Genomic DNA, 18,246 nt, shown 5'->3' with positions numbered 1-18,246 from the left:
TCGTGCGCCGCGGGCCGTTCGGTTCTCGACACCGGGGGAGACCCCGGCCGGCAGTGATGTCAGGGACGTCAGGCGATCCACATCAGCAGGGCGTGGCCGCGCAGCGACGTCGAGCGGACGTAGGCGGCGAGCGGCTGGACGCAGGCCGTCACCAGGCCCAGGGAGTACTCGTCCGTCCACTGGGATACGGGATACACCTCCGCCGCCGAGAGGTCCGCGGCGGTCACCCCGGCCACCAGCGCCCCGGGGCTCAGCCCGGCGAAGGCGTCGGCCGCGGCCCGGACCCGCTCGGGCGACAGGAAGCGCGGCGGCCCGTACCCCCACTCCTCCGCGTCCGGTATCTCCTCCTCGCCGTGGACCACGTCGACGGGGAACCCGTGGCGGCGCAGCAGGAAGTCGAGGCCGTGCCAGGCGGTCCCGGTGCGGTGGCTGCGGGCCGTCGACGCCGGCCGCCCGCGGTCGGACTCGGCCTCCAGCAGCTCTTCGGCGAACTCCTGGGCCCAGTGGGGTTCGCGGAGCGCCCGGTCCAGTTCGGCGGGGGTGAGACGGAGGTGGATGCCATTCATGCTCATGCCCGGAGCGTAGGGCGGAGCCCCGACAGTCCTGACGGCCCCGACACCACCCACGCCCCTGGCCCGGGGGCGGGCTGCGGCGTCCGCACAGGAAGGCGCCCCGGAGCGGGCGTCCTCCTCCCGCCCTCGACCGCGGATGGGCATCCCGCCGACGGCGAAGGGTTCCCGGGACTTCCTGGGATTTCCCGGTATTGGCCGGATGAGGGCACCTATCACAAGGGGGATTTCGAACATGAAACTCTATCAACTTTATCCTCGGCATGGACCGTCTCCCCACGTCACGGTTGGGCCCGTCAGGGGTCCGCTGTTCGGAAGGGATCATTCCTCGACAGGGTGTAAGGGCCATTCCGGCCACCCGTCCCGCTAAATCGTCGACAGCGTTCGGCGCATTTGGTTAGGTTCCAACTGTCCGGCGAGCCTCAAGCGACACAAAGGCTGCCTGGACCGGCGGAGAGGGGGCTCCAGCCGAATCAGGACAATCCCTTCCCCTTTCCGTATCACCCTGCGCTGTCTTGCGCAGGTACTTCGACGGAAGGTCAAGAATCATGCTCAAACGCAAGATCGCCGCAGCCGCGCTGGGTACGGCCGCTCTGTTCGGCGGCACCCTGGCGACCGCGGCACCGGCGAACGCCGCGACGGTCGTCGGAATCTTCCACTGGAACAGCAACCACACCGGTTCCACGTTCACGGTTTCGGCTCCCGGCACGACCTCGTGCACCACCACCTTGAGCGACTCCGACTTCACCTCGGGCTTCACCTCGGCCTGGAACGACGAGGCGTCGTCGCACCGCGGCTATGCCAACTGCGCCATCAAGGTGTACGAGAACGCCGGCCAGGGCGGTGCGTCGCTCCCCTACTACGTGAGCGCGAGCAGTTACGGCGTTCTCAACGACCAGATCAGCTCCGCCAGGTATTCCTGAACGACCATCTCGGACAGCGGTTCGGTGACGGTCCGGGAAACCGCCGGACGATAGCCGTGTCCGAATCCGAGTGACGCGTGGTGAGGCCGGAACCGTTTCCGGCCTCACTGTCGTGTTCGGAGATACGAACAGCACAGAGGAGATGCGGTGAGAACGCTTCGAAAAAAGGCAGTGGCTGTCACGGCGTTGGTGGGAGCCATCACGCTCGCCGGATGCGGGGGAAGCGGCGGAGGCAGCGACGAACCGGAACTCGGTCCGACCCCGAAGGTGATGCGCCCGGCCGATGTGCCGTCCCTTCCCATGAATCAGTACGTGCTCAGCGAGAAGGAGATGCGCGCCTACACCCAGGCGCAGGCCGTGCTCTCACGCCGCTGCATGGAACGGTTCGGCATGTCCTGGCTCACCGACGCCCAGACCACGGCCGATCTGCCGAACCTCGTCGCGGACCCGGCACGCTACTTCACCATCATCGACGCCGACGCGGCCCGGCTCCACGGCTACGGAGACCCCGAAGGCCAGGACACGAAGGAGAAGGCCCCCAAGTCCGGATACGAGCCCACCGCCGCGGAACGGGCTGTGTACGACGGGTCCGCGAAGGGGGTCACCGACACCGCGGGCAAGCCGCTGCGGAAGGGCGGCTGCGCGGCGGAGGTCAAGGCGGAGATGGACAAGGGCGGGGTCCAGGGCATCAACCCCCTCACCGTCGGGAACGAGTTCTACAGCCTCTACGCCACGGTCCAGCGGGACAGCCGGGTGAGCGGAGCCTTCTCGAAGTGGTCCGGGTGCATGAAGGGCAAGGGCTTCACCTACCGGACCCCCATCGACGCGGCGAACGACTCCGAATGGAAGTCCGGAGCGTCGACCCGCGCTGCGATCGCCGTCGCCACCGCCGATGTCGCCTGCAAGCAGCAGCACAACACCGTGGGCATCTGGTCCGCCGCCATGACGGCGCACCAGAAGGCCTACATCGACCGGAAGGCCGAGCACTTCTCCGAGATCATCGCCAACAAGAAGGCGCTGGTCGAGAAGTCCGCACGCATCATGCAGGGAGCGTAATGAAGGCTGTGACAGGAACCCGCGCCCTGGTGGCGGCCCTTCTTCTCGCCGGTACGGCGCTGACCGGCTGCTCCGACGGGGACGGCGACGGGGGCGGCGGTGACGGGAGCACCGCCGCCGATGCCGGGGGCCGCAGCATCGCCGCGTACACGAACTGCATGGACGGGCGCGGTGTGAAGGTCGTCGACGGCAGGACGCGTACCGAGGGAGTGGACGCCACGACCCTGGCCAAGGCCTACCGGGCCTGCCGCCCGTCCGCGCCCGCCGGCTTATCCGTCCCGGTCACGCAGTGGGAGACGGCCCTCCTCACCGACTTCGTCAACTGTCTGAGGCAGAAGGGGCACCAAGGCTACGGCGATCCCGACCCCCGGACCGGGAAGTACACCACGCCGAAGGACTCCGAGATCAACAAGGCCGACGAGATCGCCTGTCTCACCTCGGCGGAGCAGAAGGCCGGACTGTGACCACGGAGCACTCCGCCCCGGGCGGCGGGCCGCCCGGGGCCGGCCCTCCCGGCGATGTGGACACCGCCGGGCTGCCCCGCAAGGGCCGGCACAGCGGCACCGCGCCGCGCCGCAGCCGCCGCGCCCTGATGGGTGTCGTGGCCACCGCGACCCTCTTCTCGGCGGCCGGGGTCGGCGCGGGCATGTGGATCAAATCGCCCGCCCAGCGGGCCGCCGACGCCGCGGCGCCCGAGGAGTCGGTGCTCACCCGGCCCGTGGAGAAACGCGTCCTCACCAGCGATGTGGTCACCCGCGGCAGAGTCGTGGCGGGGCAGACGGTCACCATCGCCCCGCAGGCGGGCCCGGGTGCCGAAGGCGGTGCCCCGGTGGTCAGCAGACTGCCCAAGAAGGCCGGGGAGGCGATCCGGCCCGGCGAGGTACTGGTCGAGATATCCGGCCGGCCGGTGTTCGCGCTGGAAGGCCGGGTGCCCGCCTACCGCGATCTGAAACCGGGAGCCCGGGGCCAGGACGTCCGCCAGCTCCAGACAGCCCTGCGGAAACTGGGCTTCGCCACCGGATCGGACGAACGCGACGTGTTCGGCGCCGGGACGAAGAAGGCGCTGCGGGACTTCTACGCCTCCATCGGATACGAACCGTCCCCGGCGACCGACGACGACGGGGCGGCCGCCGAGGCCGCGGCCGCCACCGCCCTCACCGCGTCCCGCGCCGTCGAGGACGCCCAGACCGCCCTCAGCGACGCCTACTACGCCCTCGGCAAGATCCCGGAGGGCACCGACCGCACCGAAGCGGCGAACGCCGTGAAAGCCGCACGCCGGACCCTGGAACGGGCCATCGACGACCGGCGGACCGCGCGGGCCGCACTCGCCGAGGCACGGGCCGCGGACGGACCGAAACTGCCCGCGTCCGAAGTCGTCTACCTGAACGGATTCCCGGCCCGTGTCGACTCCGTCGGGGCCCGCGTCGGCAGCCCCGTGGGCGATTCGGTGATGACCGTGTCCGCCGGGGCGCTCGTCGTCCACGCGTACGTCAACGCCCTCCAGGTGAAACTGCTGAAGGACGGCCGGCCCGCCGAGATCTACGCCGAACTCGACCGGAAGAAGACGGCCGCGCGGCTGGTGTCCGTGGCCACCACCCCCACCACGGCCCGCCGCGACGAGGGCGGCGAAGAGCAGCAGCAACAGCAGCCGGCCGGCGGCGAGGGATATCTCGTCGTCCTGCACCCCGGCACCCCGCTCGCGGCGAACCTGTCGGGCCAGGACGTACGCGTCACCGTCCAGGCCGCCTCCACCGGCGCCGCGGAACTGGTCGTCCCCGTCACTGCGGTGACCGCCGGACGCCAAGGCACGCTGCACGTCACCGTGGTGGCTCCGGAAGGCCGCCAGCGCCGGGTCGGGGTACGCGAACTGGCAGGCGGCGGCGGGTACGTCGCCGTCGCCCCGCTCGAAGCAGGCGCGCTGAACCCCGGCGACCAGGTCGTCACGGGCGTCACCACCCGGGAGCCCGCGGCCGGTTCCGGAACCCCGGAAGGGGAGGTGAACCCGTCGTGACCGACGGCCCCGCACCACCTGTCATCGACTTCCGGCAGGTCGGACTGGTCTATCCCGGCCGGCCCCCGGTCGTCGGTCTGCACCCGGGCGATCTCACGGTGCGCCGCGGCGAGTTCGTCACAGTCGTCGGTCCCTCCGGATCCGGCAAGTCGACGCTCCTCAACGTGATCGGACTGCTCGACCGGCCGACGACCGGCGGCTACTTCCTGGACGGCCTCGACACCGGCGGCCTCGGTGACGCCGAACGGACGGCGCTGCGCGGACACCGCATCGGATTCGTCTTCCAGGCCTTCCACCTCCTGTCCCACCGCACCGCCCTGGAGAACGTGATGCTGGGCATGGTCTACAACAGCACGGTCCCCCGGGGGGACCGAAGGGAAAGAGCCCGGCAGGCCCTGCTCAGAGTCGGGCTCGGGCACCGGCTGGACGCCCTGCCCACCCGGATGTCCGGCGGCGAGCGGCAGCGCGTGGCCATCGCCCGGGCCCTGGTGCACGCCCCGTCGCTGCTGCTGTGCGACGAACCGACCGGCAACCTCGACTCGGTGAACTCGGGGCGGGTACTCGACCTGCTCGAAGCGCTCCACGAGGACGGCATGACGGTTCTGGTGATCACACACGACCAGGAGGTCGCCGCCCGGGGCACCCGGACGGTCGCGGTGCAGGACGGCGTTCTCGTCCCGGTCGTCCCCGCGTCGGCCGTTTCCGCGTCGGCTGTCCCCGCCCCGGCCGTTCCCGCCGCGGCGGAGACGCTCCGCGACGGCGCCGGGCCCACCGCCCGCGATCTGCCGGGCGGGAGGGCCGGGTGAGGCTCCGCGCGAACGCCCGCACCCGGCCGGCGGCCCGCGCCGGGGTGCCGGTCTCCCGGCTGTCCTGGCGCGATCTGTTCTCCGAGGCACTCTCCGGGGTCCTGCAACGCCCCGCCCGATCCGTACTGACATCCCTCGGCACGGTCCTCGGCGTGGGAGCCTTCGTGGCGGTCCTCGGGCTGACCGCCACCACGTCCGCACAGATCGACGACCGCTTCAACGCCCTGACCGCCACCGAGGTGACACTGGAGGACGCCGCCGCGGAGCACGACCCGGCCGCCCCTCCGGCGTTCGGGCCGGACGCCGAACAACTGATCAAACGGGTCAACGGCGTCCGTGCGGGAGGCGTCCTCTGGCAGGTCAAGCTCCCCAAGGGGCAGCAGGTCACCAGCTCCCCGCTGGTCGACGGGGTCCACTCCGACACCGCTGTCTACGCGGCATCCCCCGAGGCGCTCGACGCCGCGCAGCTCACCCTCGCCCAAGGCCGCCTCTACGACCGCCGGCTCAGTGAGCGGCGCGAACCCGTCGTGGTCATCGGCAGGACGGTCGCCCAGCGCCTCGGCATCAGCAGCCTCGACACCGACCCGGCCGTCTTCATCGGCGACCAGTCGTTCACCGTCATGGGCATCGTCTCCGACGCCGAGCGCCGGCCGGAACTCCTGCTCGCCGTGATGGTGCCGCGCACCACGGCCGAGGCCCTCTGGGGGCCGCCCGCCGCGGGCGCCGCCGGCATGCTCGTCGCCACCGAACTGGGCGCCGCACCCCAGGTCGCACGCGAGGCCCCGGTCGCCGTGCGGGCGGACCATCCCGAGTACGTACGCGCCCAGGCGCCCCCGGACCCCCGGACCCTCCGCTCGTCGGTCGGCGACGACCTCTCGCAGCTCTTTCTCGCCCTGGCGGGGATCTGTCTGGTGATCGGTGCCGTCGGCATCGCGAACACCACCCTGGTCGCCGTGCTGGAGCGCACGGGCGAGATCGGGCTGCGGCGGGCACTGGGCGCCCGGAAACACCATGTGACCTTCCAGTTCCTCACCGAATCCGGCGCTCTCGGCATCCTCGGCGGGCTGGTCGGGACGAGCGTCGGGGTGCTGGTGGTCGTGATCGTCTCGATCGCCAAGGAGTGGTCCCCGGTCGTCCACCCCGCGGTCGTCGCATCGGCGCCCCTGATCGGCCTGCTCACCGGTGTCGCGGCCGGTCTCTACCCGGCCCGCCGCGCCGCCGGGGTCGAGCCGGTGGAGGCTCTGCGGCGCTGATGCTCCGCGGCCCCGCACCGCCCCGGACGGCCCCGGAGACCTCGGGGGCCGCCGGGGCCGCGGACTCTCCGGCCCGCCGGGAGGCCCGCCGGGAGGCGCGGCGGACCGACGCGTACCGACCCGTTCGCTCACAGTGAACACAGTCCGGGGAACAAGCGCGGGCTCCAGCGCATTGAGTCGATACAGCTCAAGTTCACTGCCAAAGGGGAGATCATGGCTGCTGAGTCCGGCACGTTCACACCGTTCACCCTGCCCGTGCTGCCGCTCGACGACGAGGTCGTGCTGCCCGGGATGGTGGTGCCGCTCGACCTCACCGACGCCGAGGTACGGGCCGCGGTGGAGGCGGCACAGGCCGCCGCCCGCTCATCAGGGGGCAGCAAGCCCGAAGTGCTGCTTGTTCCCCGGGTCGACGGGCAGTACGCGGCGACCGGTGTGCTCGGGACCGTCGAGCAGGTCGGACGGCTCTCGGACGGCGATCCCGGCGCGCTGATCAAGGGGCAGCGCCGGGTGCGGATCGGCGCCGGGACGACCGGGCCGGGGGCCGCGCTCTGGGTCGAGGGCACCTCGGTCGACGAATCGCTGCCCGATCCGCTGCCGGGACAGGTGCTGGAGCTGGCCAAGGAGTACAAGGCCCTGGTCACCGACTGGCTGAAGAAGCGCGGCGCCTGGCAGGTCGTCGACCGGGTCCAGCAGATCGACGGTATCGCGCAGCTCGCCGACAACGCCGGGTACTCGCCGTTCCTCTCCACCGCCCAGAAGATCGAACTGCTCGACACCGCCGATCCGGTCGCCCGGCTGCGGCTCGCCACCGAGCAGGTCCGCGAACACCTCGCCGAACAGGACGTGGCCGAGTCCATCGCCAAGGACGTCCAGGAGGGCGTGGACAAGCAGCAGCGCGAGTTCCTGCTCCGCCGCCAGCTCGACGCCGTCCGCAAGGAGCTGCGCGAGCTGAACGGCGGGAACGCCAAGGACTCCGTCGAGGAGTCCGACGACTACCGCGCCCGGGTCGAGGCCGCCGACCTGCCGGAGAAGGTGCGCGAGGCCGCCCTCAAGGAGGTCGACAAGCTGGAGCGGGCCAGCGACCAGAGCCCCGAGGGCTCCTGGATCCGGACGTGGCTCGACACCGTCCTGGAACTCCCGTGGAACGAGCGGACCGAGGACGCGTACGACATCCGGGGCGCCAGGACCGTCCTGGACGCCGAGCACGCGGGCCTGGAGGACGTGAAGGAGCGGATCACCGAGTACCTGGCGGTACGGAAGCGGCGCACCGACCGCGGCCTCGGGGTCGTCGGCGGGCGGCGCGGCGGCGCGGTGCTCGCCCTGGTCGGCCCGCCCGGTGTCGGCAAGACGTCCATCGCCGAATCCGTCGCCCACGCGATGGGCCGGAAGTTCGTCCGGGTCGCCCTCGGCGGTGTCCGGGACGAGGCCGAGATCCGGGGCCACCGGCGGACGTACGTGGGCGCCCTGCCCGGCCGGATCGTCCGGGCGGTCAAGGAGGCCGGGTCCATGAACCCCGTCGTCCTCCTCGACGAGATCGACAAGGTGGGCTCCGACTTCCGCGGCGATCCGGCCGCGGCACTCCTCGAAGTCCTCGACCCCGCGCAGAACCACACCTTCCGCGACCACTACCTGGAGGTCGAACTCGACCTCAGCGACGTCGTCTTCCTGGCCACGGCGAATGTGCTGGAGGCCATTCCGGAGGCGCTGCTCGACCGGATGGAACTGGTCCGGCTCGACGGGTACACCGAGGACGAGAAGATCGTCATCGCCCGGGACCATCTGCTGCCGCGCCAGTTGGAGCGGGCTGGTCTGGAGCCCGGCGAGGTCGTCGTCGAGGAGGCGGCGCTGCGGAAGCTGGCGGGCGAGTACACCCGGGAGGCGGGCGTACGGAATCTGGAGCGGTCGGTCGCCCGGCTGCTGCGGAAGGTTGCCGCACAGCACGAGCTGGGCGAGCGCGAACTGCCGTACACCGTCGGGCCCGACGGGCTCCGCGGACTGATCGGCCGGCCGCACCATGTGCCCGAGTCCGCGCAGGACCCGGCCGAGCGGCGGACCGCCGTACCCGGGGTCGCGACGGGCCTCGCGGTCACCGGCGCCGGCGGCGACGTCCTCTATGTGGAGGCTTCGCTCGCCGATCCGGAGACCGGTGCCGCGGGGCTGACGCTCACCGGTCAGCTCGGTGACGTGATGAAGGAGTCCGCGCAGATCGCGCTCTCCTACCTGCGGTCGCACGGCGCCGAGACGGAGCTGCCGGTCGCGGACCTCAAGGATCGCGGGATCCATATCCACTTCCCGGCGGGCGCGGTGCCCAAGGACGGGCCGAGTGCCGGTATCACGATGACCACGGCGCTGGCGTCGCTGCTGTCGGGACGGCTGGTGCGGACCGATGTCGCGATGACCGGCGAGGTGTCCCTGACGGGACGCGTGCTGCCGATCGGCGGCGTCAAGCAAAAGCTGCTGGCGGCGCACCGGGCCGGGGTCACCACGGTGATCATCCCCAAGCGGAACGAGCCGGACCTGGACGATGTGCCCGCGGAGATCCTGGACACGCTGGACGTCCACGCGGTGACGGACGTCCGCGAGGTGCTGGCGCTGGCCCTGACCCCGGCGTCGGTCCCGGTGGCAGCCGCGGCGTAACCCCTCCGGGACGGTCGGCCGTACTCGGGGCCCGCCCCGGAGGGAGTACCCCTCCGGGACGGGCCCCTTTTCCGGTTTTCCGGGCTGCGCCCGGCCCGACGGCGGCCGCGCTCCGTGAAGGCATCTCGCGCAGTTCCTTCGGGAGCGGCCATGGGACGCGTCCAGCGTGGCGTGGGTTGTCAGCCGACCCCAGGCCGGTTGTGGCTGAACCGCCAACGGTCCGCGGCCGGAAGGCGGTCCCGGCCACGCCGGGCGCCGGCCGCACAGGCGGAGTGCCGGGTCTCCGGGAACGGCAACGGCCCCCGGCCTCAGGGACTCGTACCCCCGCCGGACGCGATCCCCCACAATGGGCGGATGCGCACGCCTCCGTCCCCGGACCATCCGCCCCGCCCCGCCCCCGGCGGGCCCGGCGCGCTCCGGGCCGACTGCGCGAGCTGCTTCGGGCTCTGCTGCGTCGCCCTGCCCTTCATCGCCTCCGCGGACTTCGCGCGGGACAAGGCCGCCGGCGAGGCCTGCGGGAACCTCGACGCGGACTTCCGCTGCGGGATCCACGCCCGGCTCCGGAGCAGCGGCTACCGGGGCTGCACGGTCTACGACTGCTTCGGCGCCGGTCAGCAGGTGTCCCGGGAGACCTTCGGCGGCCGCGACTGGCGGCAGGCCCCGGACACGGCCCGTGCCATGTTCGACGCATTCCCCGTCGTACGGCATCTGCGCGAGCTGCTCTGGTATCTCACCGACGCCCTCGGGCACGAGGCCGCCCGCCCGCTCCACTCCGGACTGCGGGCCCTGCTCGACGAGACCGATGCCCTGACCCGGCGCGGGCCCGCCGAGCTGGCGCGGCTGGATGTGGCGGCCCACCGCGGGAAGGTCAACGCGCTGCTGCTGCGGACCAGTGAGCTGGTACGGGCGCCCGTGCGGGGGCGGAAGAAGGACCGGCGCGGCGCCGATCTGATGGGGGCCCGGCTGTCCGGTGCGGATCTGCGCGGGGTGAGCCTGCGCGGCGCGTACCTGATCGCGGCCGATCTGTCCGGCGCGGACCTGAGGCAGGCCGATCTCATCGGGGCGGACCTGAGGGACGCCGATCTGTCCGGTGCTGATCTGCGCGGCAGTCTCTTCCTCACCCGGACGCAGGTCAACGCGGCACGGGGCGATACCGCGACCGGGCTCCCCCCGGCTCTCGACCGCCCTGCGCACTGGTCCTGACCCGGCGAGGCGCCGGTAGTGCGGAGGCGGACGGGCTCCCGGGCCCGGACGCGGCGGGGCTACGACGGCCCGCCGGAAGGTACGCGGACCGGACGGCGCGCGGACCGGACGGTTCTACCCGTTGGCCAGTGCCACGACCCGGTCGTAGGCCCCGTTGAACTTGTTGTGGTCACCGACGATCGGGCCCGACGACGTGTACTGCCACATCGTCTGGAAGTCCCAGCCGGCCGGCAGCTCCCCCGGGGTGGTGTTGTACCGGGCGATCCACAGCGGAGTGTTCGCGCCGAAGCCGCTGTAGTTGCCCGTGCACTGCTTCCACCAGCTCGTCGACGTGTAGATCACCGCGTCCCGTCCGGTCCGCGCCTTGTAGCGGGCAAGGAAGTCCCGGATCCAGGTGACCATCCCCGACGCCGTTCTGCCGTAGCAGGCGGCGCCGTACGGATTCCACTCGATGTCGAGGGCGCCGGGCAGCGTCCGGCCGTCGCCCGACCAGCCGCCGCCGTTGTTGACGAAGTAGTCCGCCTGGGCCGCCCCCGACGCGGTGTCGGGGGTCGCGAAATGGTAGGCGCCGCGGACCATGCCGATGTCGTAGGAGCCGTTGTACTGCTGGGCGAAGTAGGGGTTCTTGTAGTACGTGCCCTCCGTCGCCTTCACATAGGCCCAGCGCACTCCGCTGGTCCGGAGCCCGGACCAGTCGACGTTGCCCTGGTGGCTGGAGACGTCGACGCCCTCGGTCTGGGCGGCGCGCACCGGCACCGGCAGGCCGCCCTGCCCGTCGTGCCGGACGACCCCCATGCCCAGATACGCGGAGCCGCGCGGCGGCGGTTCGGTACCGCCCGTGGGCCCGGGGGCGGCGGCTGCGGGGAGGGCGGTGGCGGGGAACAGGACGGCGAGGAGTGCGCCCGCCGCGGTGCTGCGGGGACGGTGGGAACGGCGGGATCTCTTGGGTTCGGGGTGGGGAACGGTCGTTCCGGATCTCTGCACGGGCATAAGCGTGCCTCCGACGGACCTCGTGGGGGAGTTGGGCGATACGACGGCATGGCACCGCAATGGAGCAACATGGTGTGGACATGCCACGAATAACGCTACGCACGTAGACCTGGCCGCGGAAGGGGCGGAAGGTGATGCCGTTGGTCTAAGCCTGCGAAATACTGACCGAACTGCGGAGACGGTCGCCTTCGGCAGAAACTTTCAGGATTCGGAAAGCGTACGAGGGGTGCTGACGTGCACGGAAGCGGTACGGGGAGTGAAGCAGCCCCCAACGGTGCGAGTGGTGTGGACCAGGTGTTCCTCGCCCTGGAGCGGGAGTTGGCGGTCTTTCTGCGCCGTGCGCGGGCCCAGTCGGGGGAGATGGCGCGCGAGGTCCACCCCGGACTGGATTCCTCGGCCTATGGATTGCTGGTCCGGCTGGAGGACGCGGGCGCGCAGCGGGCCACCGACCTCGCCGCGTACTTCGGCGTCGGCAAGGCCACGATGAGCCGTCAGCTCCGGGCGCTGGAAGGCGTCGGGGTGGTGGTCCGGGAGCCGGATCCGGCGGACGGCCGCGCCTCACTCGTCCGGCTCACCGAAGAAGGCCTGGAGCGGTTCCGCCGAGTGAGGGACGCCCGCCGGGAGCGGTACGTACGGAAGCTGGCGGGCTGGGACCGCGGAGAGGTCGCCGAGCTGGGCCGGCTGCTCCGCCAGCTCAACGACCGGGCGGCCGACTGACGTACCTCCGCGGGGGTGTCGGGACGGGCGGACCGGCCCCGGCGCACCCCCGCCCGGCCCCCGCACCCGGACGGGCCCCCGCCCCCTGACCCGGCCTACGGCTCCACGAAGACCGCCGTCGCATCGTCGTGGAGCTTCCAGCGGAACGGCTCGCCCTGCTCCCGCGTCGCCGTCTCGACCGCCCTGACCCGGTCGATCAGCGTCTGCGGACCCGAGGCGCGCAACAGGGCGACACAGTCCGTCCAGTCACCCTCCTTGAACAGGTCGGTCCAGCGCGAGGCGCCGTCCGTGAGCGCGGTCAGGGAGCGCACCCCGGCGCGCGGGACCCGGCCCGTCACCGCGCGGGAGGCGACCGAAGGGTCTGCCGCCGCCGTGAAGAAACCGCCCTCCGCATTGCGCAGGGCGTCCGCCGACGCATGGGTACGCAGCGCCTCGCGCGGCAGCCGGTCGATGCGGTCGTCGAGTACCGCGCGTACCTCCCCGGACGGGGACTCCAGCAGCAGGGTGGAGTCGGAGAGCACCAGATACTCCACCTCCCCGTCCGGTCCGCCCCACCGGGCGACGACCACGGTCGCCTGCGGAGTTCGCACGTGAGAAAGGTCACAGGTTTGGCGGTGGGCGTCGGCGGTGCGGCGAATGGCCGTGGAGAGAATTCCGGTCAATTCGAGATCGCGCCTCGATGTGGTGAGTTCGAGCAGCGCACCGCCCAGTCGCGCGGTGAACCAGGGGACTCCGTGCACACAACCGTCGTCGCCCCGCGGCGGGGTCACCCCGTCGAGCAGTACCAGCGATCCCCCCTGGCCCGACGCGGGCAGGGCCACCGAAGCCCAGTCCTCGCCGGGCTGTTCGGAAAGGCCGGCCGAGGTGGCGAGTTCCATACGCATGGGCCCCAGTCTGCATCACCTGTTCACGGACCCCGCACACCTGCGGATTTCGTACGTACAGGCTGGTCAGACCGGTTGCCAGGGGATATGTGAGCCTGCTGCGGCCCGGTTCTGCCTCACTTGTGGTCATCGCGTGATTGCGGGCGGGCATCCTGCCAAAGCCGGACCGGAAGATCCAATCAGTGGCCGGTGGGCCATGGCCGCCGTCGCTCCGAGGAGTTGTTTGCCAACTCATGGGTGATGTTCACTCGTTCAGGTGGCGGAGCGGCCGAACGGCGTCTCCCTCCCAAACGCACTGGAATCGTCTGAAGCCGTGCCCGTGCCGGGGTGGGAACGTTCCGGGTGACCGGTCGTCACCTCTGCTACATGGGTCAACGGCTGGACGAGTCGAGCAGGATTGCGAGCACCGGTGCAGAACAAGCGGCCTTCCGGGGCCCCGACGGCCGCCCCAGGGGCCCCCGGAACGTTCTCGGCGCAGGACGCCCACCTTTCCATGCCCCTGCCTCCCCCCGACGTACCCGTCGCGCGCGGACGCAGCAGGAAACTGCGCAGCAGACTGGTCGTCGGAGTGGCCGTCGTCGCGCTGATCGTCACCGGCGCCGGAGCCCCCGGGCTGCTGGACAGCTCCTCGGAACTCCACGACTCCCAGCGTCTGGTGACCCTCGCCGAACTCAACCGGCAGGCCGTCACCCTCGCCCACGCCCTCGCCGACGAACGCGACGAGGTCACCGCGTACATCGCCGCGGGCCGCGACGGCGGGCCCGGCGACCGGCAGAAGGCCGTGACCGCCCCCGCCGCCCGGGTCGACCGGCAGATAGAGGAGATCCGCGGCTCCATCCCGGACGAACGGGCCGCCCTGCGCCGCGATCTGGCGACCGTACCGACCGTCCGCCGCAGCGCTCTCGGCGGCAAGGGCACGGCACTGGAAGCGCACAACGCGTACACGACCGTCATCAACGGTCTGCACGCGCTCGCCGGGGAGCTGGCCGAGAAGACCCCGCCCCGGGCCGCCGACGGCGCCCGCGCCCACGCCGACCTCGGCCTCGCCGTCGAACAGGCCTCCGCGACCCGCGGACTCCTGCTCGCCGCCCTCGCCGTGCCCACCGCCGAACCGGACGGGTCCGGGGGCACTACGGACGGCTCCGGACAGCAGGACCAGTCGGGACAGCAGGACCAGTCGGGGCAGCACGGGCAGTCCGGGGACGAGGAGAGCGAGGAGCAGAAGGCCGCCGCCCGCGTCCGCGACGCCCTCAGCGCCCTCGCCCAGCAGGCCCGGGTCCGGGAGGAGGCGGCGCTCGCCGACTTCGACCAGGACGCGGCCACATCGGCCCGGGAGTCCCTGCTCACCACCGTCACCGGCGCCGAGGTCGAGGCGGCCGAGACCTACCTCAGCCGCCTCACCGACGAACCACAGCTCTCCGCCCGGGACCGGGAGACCGATCCCCGGAAGCTCGCCGCCGCCCTGACCGCCCGGATCGAGCAGATGCGCGGCGTCGAGTCCGCGCTGGCCGCCCAGCGGATCACCGCCTTCGAGCAGCTCCGCGACGACGACGTCACCGAACTGGAACTGCGGATCGCCGTCCTCGGCGGACTGCTGCTGCTCGCCGTCGCCGTACTCGCCGCGCTGCTCCGCACCATCACCCGGCCGCTCTCCGTGCTCCGGCGCGGTGCCGCCCGGCTCGCGGGCGCGCCCGAGACGGAGGAGCCCGTCGGATTCACCGGCCGCAACGACGAGTTCGCCCAGACCGTACGTTCCCTGAACACACTCCACGGCAAGGTCCGCGAACTCACCGGACGGGCCCGCGCCCTCGACGGCGCCCGCGGCGGACTCGCCGCCGAACGGGACGCCCTCGCCGCCGAGCTGGCCACGGCCCGTGCCGACGCCCACCGGCGTACGGAGGAGCTGACCGCCGACGTCGAACGGCTCCGCCACAGCGTCGAGCACACCTTCGTCAATCTCTCCCTGCGCAACCTCGGTCTCGTCGACCGCCAGCTCTCGGTCATCGAGAAGCTGGAGGAGCGCGAGCAGGACCCGGAGCGGCTGGCCACCCTGTTCAAACTGGACCATATGGCCACCGTGATGCGCCGCCACAGCGAGAACCTCCTGGTCCTCGCCGGGGCGGAGCACAGCCACGGCCATCCGGGCGCCGTACCGCTGGTGGATGTGCTGCGGGCCGCGGTCAGCGAGATCGAACGGTACGAACGGATCGTCATCCAGTCGCTGCCGCCGCAGACCCAGGTCGCCGGATTCGCCGCGGACGACCTCAGCCACCTGGTCGCCGAACTGCTGGAGAACGCCACCGCGTTCTCCCCGCCGGAGGCCCGGGTCGAGCTGTCCGGCTGGCTCCTGGAGAACGGGGAAGTCATGCTCTCCGTCCAGGACACCGGCATAGGGATGACCGCGGGGCGGCTCGCCGAACTCAACGAGAAGCTGGAGAACCCGCTCTCGTTCGAGGAACCGGCCGAGTCCGCGGACCCCGGTACGGACGGCCGGGCCGCGGGGGCCGAAGGGAACGGCCACGACGCGACGGGCGTCCGGAGCGGGCGGACCGCCCGGAAGAACGGAAAGAGCGCGAAGAACGGGAAGGGCCCGAAGGGCGGCAGGGCCGGGAAGAACGGCAGGGCGTCCGAGCCCGAGGGGCTCGGGCTGCGCGTCACCGCGCTGCTCGCCGCCCGCCACGGGGTCCGCGTCCAGCTCCGCGACCAGAAGCAGGGCGGGATCACCGCGGTCGTGGTGCTGCCGATGGCCCTGCTGCCGCAGGGTGCCCGCACCGAGCTGCGCGATCCGCTGACGGACTCGGGCTCCATGCCCGCCGTCCGGCTGCCGGGCTCGGTCGCCGAAGCCAACTCCAACGCGCTGCCCGCCGGTTCCCGTCAGCCCACCGTCCGTACCGGTACGGATCCGGACAGCGGTACGGTCCAGGAGCCGGGCACCGCGCCCGCCGCGGGGAGCGTCTCCGTACCCGCCCCCGCCGCGCCCGCCGACGACGCCCCGCCCGCCCTGCCCGTGCGGCCCGGCGGGCAGCACCCCACCGGCGCGTACGACAGCGGTCCCGCGGGACCCGCCCCCGTACCGCAGCCGCCCTTCGCCGAACCCCTGACCGACCCGCTCGTCGAGGCCGCGGAAGCGGCCGTACGCGCGGCGGAGCCCGAGGCGCACGGCCGGACCGCCGACGGCGACCCGGTGGTCGCGGGAATCGACGAACCCACCTTCGAAATGCGGCTTCCGGACCCCGGAGCCGATCCGGCGGACCGCACCGCGCCCGCCGATCCGGCCGCCGCCGCGGCCCCGGCCGAAACCGCCGCGCCGGTCTGGGACCGGGTCACCGACAAGGGCCTGCCCAAGCGCACACCCAAAGTCGTGCGGCCCGCCACCGATCCGGGGGAGCGCAGGAGTGGCGGCGTCGACCCGGCCGAACTGAGGCGTAGGCTCGGTGGGTTCCAGAAGGCCGCGGAGGACGGCCGCCGCGAGGCACAGGCCGAGATCGCCCGTACCGCGGCACCAGAAGAAGCGGGGGACACAGTCGAGGAGGCACGCAGTTGACTGCGACCGGGACGTTCGGCCTGAGCAGTGAGGCCCGCAATCTGCACTGGCTGCTGAGCAATCTGGTGGAGGAGGTGCCCGGACTGCGCTCGGTCGCCGTCGTCTCGTCCGACGGACTGCTGCTGCTCTCCTCCGACCCGGCGCGGAACGCCGCGGCCACCGGCGGCACCACGGCGTCGGAGGGCCCCAGGGGCTCCAGCGCCGACCTCGCCACCATCGTGTCCGGTATCGGCAGCCTGACCATCGGCGCCGCCCGGCTGATGGACGGCGGCGGGGTGAAACAGACCGTGGTGGCGATGGAGGACGGCTGTGTCTTCATCATGTCCATCAGCGACGGTTCACTCCTCGGAGTGCATGCCGAAGCCGACTGCGATATGAGCGTGATCGCCTACCACATGGGCCTGTTCGTGGGCCGGGCCGGACATGTGCTCACCCCCGAACTCCGCAGCGAGCTGCGGCAGTCCCTGGAGGGGGCCCGGTGAACGCCGCCGCCGCGGGACCCGCCGGCGCCGGACCGGCGAAGCTGCCCGTACGCGGCGAGAACCGCCGCCCCGCCCGGGTCCGCCCCTATTCGCTCACCGGCGGACGCACCCGCTTCGGGCACGTCCTGCTCGTCGAGACCTTCGTCGCCGCGCTGGATGCCCCCGCCGACCGCCGGGAGCTGCCCAAGGGCGATCTGTCGTCCCGGGTCATGCCCGAGCTTCAGGCCATCGTCGAACTCTGCCGCCGGATGCGGACCGTCGCCGAGATCTCGGCGATCCTCAAGATGCCCCTGGGCGTCGTCAGGGTGCTGCTGAGCGACCTGGCCGACCAGGGCAGAATTCGTGTATACGGCACCGGGCAGGGCCCGGGCCGCCCCGAACGCGCACTGCTCGAAAGGGTGCTGAGTGGACTCCGCCGCCTCTGACACGCTCTCCGGTCCACTCCACGACGGAGCGGGCACCGGTCGGATCGCGCAGCCCCGCCCGCCGGACCGGACGGCCGCCCCCGGCTTCTTCGGACTGCCCGCCGGTGACGAGGAGCCCGAAGAGGGCCTCCAGTCCTGGCAGCTCGACCACACCCGCGCGCCGACCGTCGCCAAGGTCGTCGTCGCGGGCGGCTTCGGCGTGGGCAAGACCACCTTCGTCGGCGCGGTCTCGGAGATCACCCCGCTCCAGACCGAGGCGCTGATGACGGAGGCCAGCGAGGAGACCGACGACCTCTCCGCGACCCCGGGGAAGCTCACCACCACCGTCGCCATGGACTTCGGGCGGATCACGCTCTACGACGATCTGGTGATGTACGTCTTCGGCACCCCCGGCCAGCAGCGGTTCTGGTTCATGTGGGACGACCTGGTGCGCGGTGCGGTCGGCGCGATCGTCCTCGCCGACACCCGGCGGCTCTCCGACTGCTTCCCCGCCCTCGACTACTTCGAGGGCAGCGGCCTGCCGTACCTCGTGGCCGTCAACCACTTCGAGGGTTCGGAACTCTTCGAGACGGAAGACGTGCGCGAGGCCTTGACCATAGCCCCGCATGTACCCATCGTGATCATTGACGCACGGAAACGGTACAGCGTCGTCGAGGCGCTGTCGGCGCTCGTCGCCCGCGCCCTGGACGAGACACCCGAATGACACCGGGGCAGCGGAGCCCCGGTGCCGTCCGGCTCCCGGTCCC

16 protein-coding genes are annotated in these 18,246 nt (G+C 72.0%); 13 read left to right on the top strand and 3 right to left on the bottom strand.

Annotated features, from left to right (window positions below):
- Window positions 1–68: 68 nt before the first annotated feature.
- Window positions 69–572: a DUF1877 family protein gene (locus tag ACIQ9E_RS04700; protein ID WP_403701943.1), complete on the bottom strand. Its 504-nt coding sequence runs from the start codon at window positions 570–572 to the stop codon at window positions 69–71.
- A gap of 545 nt (window positions 573–1,117) precedes the next feature.
- On the opposite strand from ACIQ9E_RS04700, the gene ACIQ9E_RS04695 reads away from it, so the two are divergent.
- From ACIQ9E_RS04695 to ACIQ9E_RS04660, 8 genes are all read left to right on the top strand, one after another.
- Entirely contained in the window at window positions 1,118–1,492 is a 375-nt protein-coding gene (locus tag ACIQ9E_RS04695) for a hypothetical protein (RefSeq protein ID WP_403701940.1), read from the top strand.
- Window positions 1,493–1,792: 300 nt separating this feature from the next.
- Entirely contained in the window at window positions 1,793–2,548 is a 756-nt protein-coding gene (locus ACIQ9E_RS04690) for a hypothetical protein (protein ID WP_403701937.1), read from the top strand.
- Window positions 2,548–3,012, top strand: coding sequence for a hypothetical protein (locus ACIQ9E_RS04685; RefSeq protein WP_403701934.1), 465 nt, complete (start codon window positions 2,548–2,550; stop codon window positions 3,010–3,012). Before ACIQ9E_RS04690 ends, ACIQ9E_RS04685 begins: the two co-directional genes overlap by 1 nt.
- Complete coding sequence (locus ACIQ9E_RS04680) at window positions 3,009–4,559, top strand: peptidoglycan-binding protein (protein WP_403701931.1); 1,551 nt, start codon at window positions 3,009–3,011, stop codon at window positions 4,557–4,559. Before ACIQ9E_RS04685 ends, ACIQ9E_RS04680 begins: the two co-directional genes overlap by 4 nt.
- Entirely contained in the window at window positions 4,556–5,365 is an 810-nt protein-coding gene (locus tag ACIQ9E_RS04675; RefSeq protein WP_403701928.1) for an ABC transporter ATP-binding protein, read from the top strand. The genes ACIQ9E_RS04680 and ACIQ9E_RS04675 overlap by 4 nt, the downstream gene beginning before the upstream one ends.
- Window positions 5,362–6,618, top strand: coding sequence for an ABC transporter permease (locus tag ACIQ9E_RS04670; RefSeq protein ID WP_403701925.1), 1,257 nt, complete (start codon window positions 5,362–5,364; stop codon window positions 6,616–6,618). Before ACIQ9E_RS04675 ends, ACIQ9E_RS04670 begins: the two co-directional genes overlap by 4 nt.
- 213 nt (window positions 6,619–6,831) lie before the next feature.
- Entirely contained in the window at window positions 6,832–9,255 is a 2,424-nt protein-coding gene (lon, locus tag ACIQ9E_RS04665; protein ID WP_403701923.1) for an endopeptidase La, read from the top strand.
- A 354-nt stretch (window positions 9,256–9,609) separates the two neighbouring features.
- Window positions 9,610–10,458 carry a pentapeptide repeat-containing protein gene (locus ACIQ9E_RS04660; protein WP_403701920.1) on the top strand — a complete coding sequence of 283 codons (849 nt, stop codon included), beginning with the start codon at window positions 9,610–9,612 and terminating at the stop codon, window positions 10,456–10,458.
- 114 nt (window positions 10,459–10,572) lie between these two features.
- Here ACIQ9E_RS04660 and ACIQ9E_RS04655 read toward each other — a convergent pair whose 3' ends face one another.
- Window positions 10,573–11,448 carry a lysozyme gene (locus ACIQ9E_RS04655; protein ID WP_403701917.1) on the bottom strand — a complete coding sequence of 292 codons (876 nt, stop codon included), beginning with the start codon at window positions 11,446–11,448 and terminating at the stop codon, window positions 10,573–10,575.
- A gap of 234 nt (window positions 11,449–11,682) precedes the next feature.
- Here ACIQ9E_RS04655 and ACIQ9E_RS04650 point away from each other — a divergent pair, with 234 nt between their 5' ends.
- Window positions 11,683–12,165: a MarR family winged helix-turn-helix transcriptional regulator gene (locus ACIQ9E_RS04650; protein WP_403701914.1), complete on the top strand. Its 483-nt coding sequence runs from the start codon at window positions 11,683–11,685 to the stop codon at window positions 12,163–12,165.
- Between the two features lie 95 nt (window positions 12,166–12,260).
- On the opposite strand, the gene ACIQ9E_RS04645 is transcribed toward ACIQ9E_RS04650, so the two are convergent.
- Window positions 12,261–13,049 (bottom strand): hypothetical protein, encoded by a 789-nt coding sequence (locus ACIQ9E_RS04645; protein WP_403701911.1) that lies wholly within the window; start codon window positions 13,047–13,049, stop codon window positions 12,261–12,263.
- A 409-nt stretch (window positions 13,050–13,458) separates the two neighbouring features.
- Between ACIQ9E_RS04645 and ACIQ9E_RS04640 the strand changes: the two genes are divergently transcribed.
- Genes ACIQ9E_RS04640 through ACIQ9E_RS04625 form a run of 4 tightly spaced genes read left to right on the top strand, consistent with a single transcriptional unit; the run spans window position 13,459 to window position 18,203 of the window.
- Window positions 13,459–16,593, top strand: a complete 3,135-nt coding sequence (locus tag ACIQ9E_RS04640; protein WP_403701908.1) for a nitrate- and nitrite sensing domain-containing protein — start codon at window positions 13,459–13,461, stop codon at window positions 16,591–16,593.
- Window positions 16,590–17,075: a roadblock/LC7 domain-containing protein gene (locus ACIQ9E_RS04635; RefSeq protein WP_403701905.1), complete on the top strand. Its 486-nt coding sequence runs from the start codon at window positions 16,590–16,592 to the stop codon at window positions 17,073–17,075. Before ACIQ9E_RS04640 ends, ACIQ9E_RS04635 begins: the two co-directional genes overlap by 4 nt.
- Complete coding sequence (locus ACIQ9E_RS04630; protein ID WP_403701902.1) at window positions 17,072–17,500, top strand: DUF742 domain-containing protein; 429 nt, start codon at window positions 17,072–17,074, stop codon at window positions 17,498–17,500. Before ACIQ9E_RS04635 ends, ACIQ9E_RS04630 begins: the two co-directional genes overlap by 4 nt.
- A complete protein-coding gene (locus tag ACIQ9E_RS04625; protein WP_403701900.1) occupies window positions 17,481–18,203 on the top strand; it encodes a GTP-binding protein in 723 nt (240 codons plus the stop codon). Before ACIQ9E_RS04630 ends, ACIQ9E_RS04625 begins: the two co-directional genes overlap by 20 nt.
- Window positions 18,204–18,246 lie beyond the last annotated feature (43 nt).

This window comes from Streptomyces sp. NPDC094448 (assembly GCF_044763775.1).
Taxonomy (GTDB): Bacteria; Actinomycetota; Actinomycetes; order Streptomycetales; family Streptomycetaceae; genus Streptomyces.
This window is presented reverse-complemented; position numbering and strand designations above follow the sequence as displayed.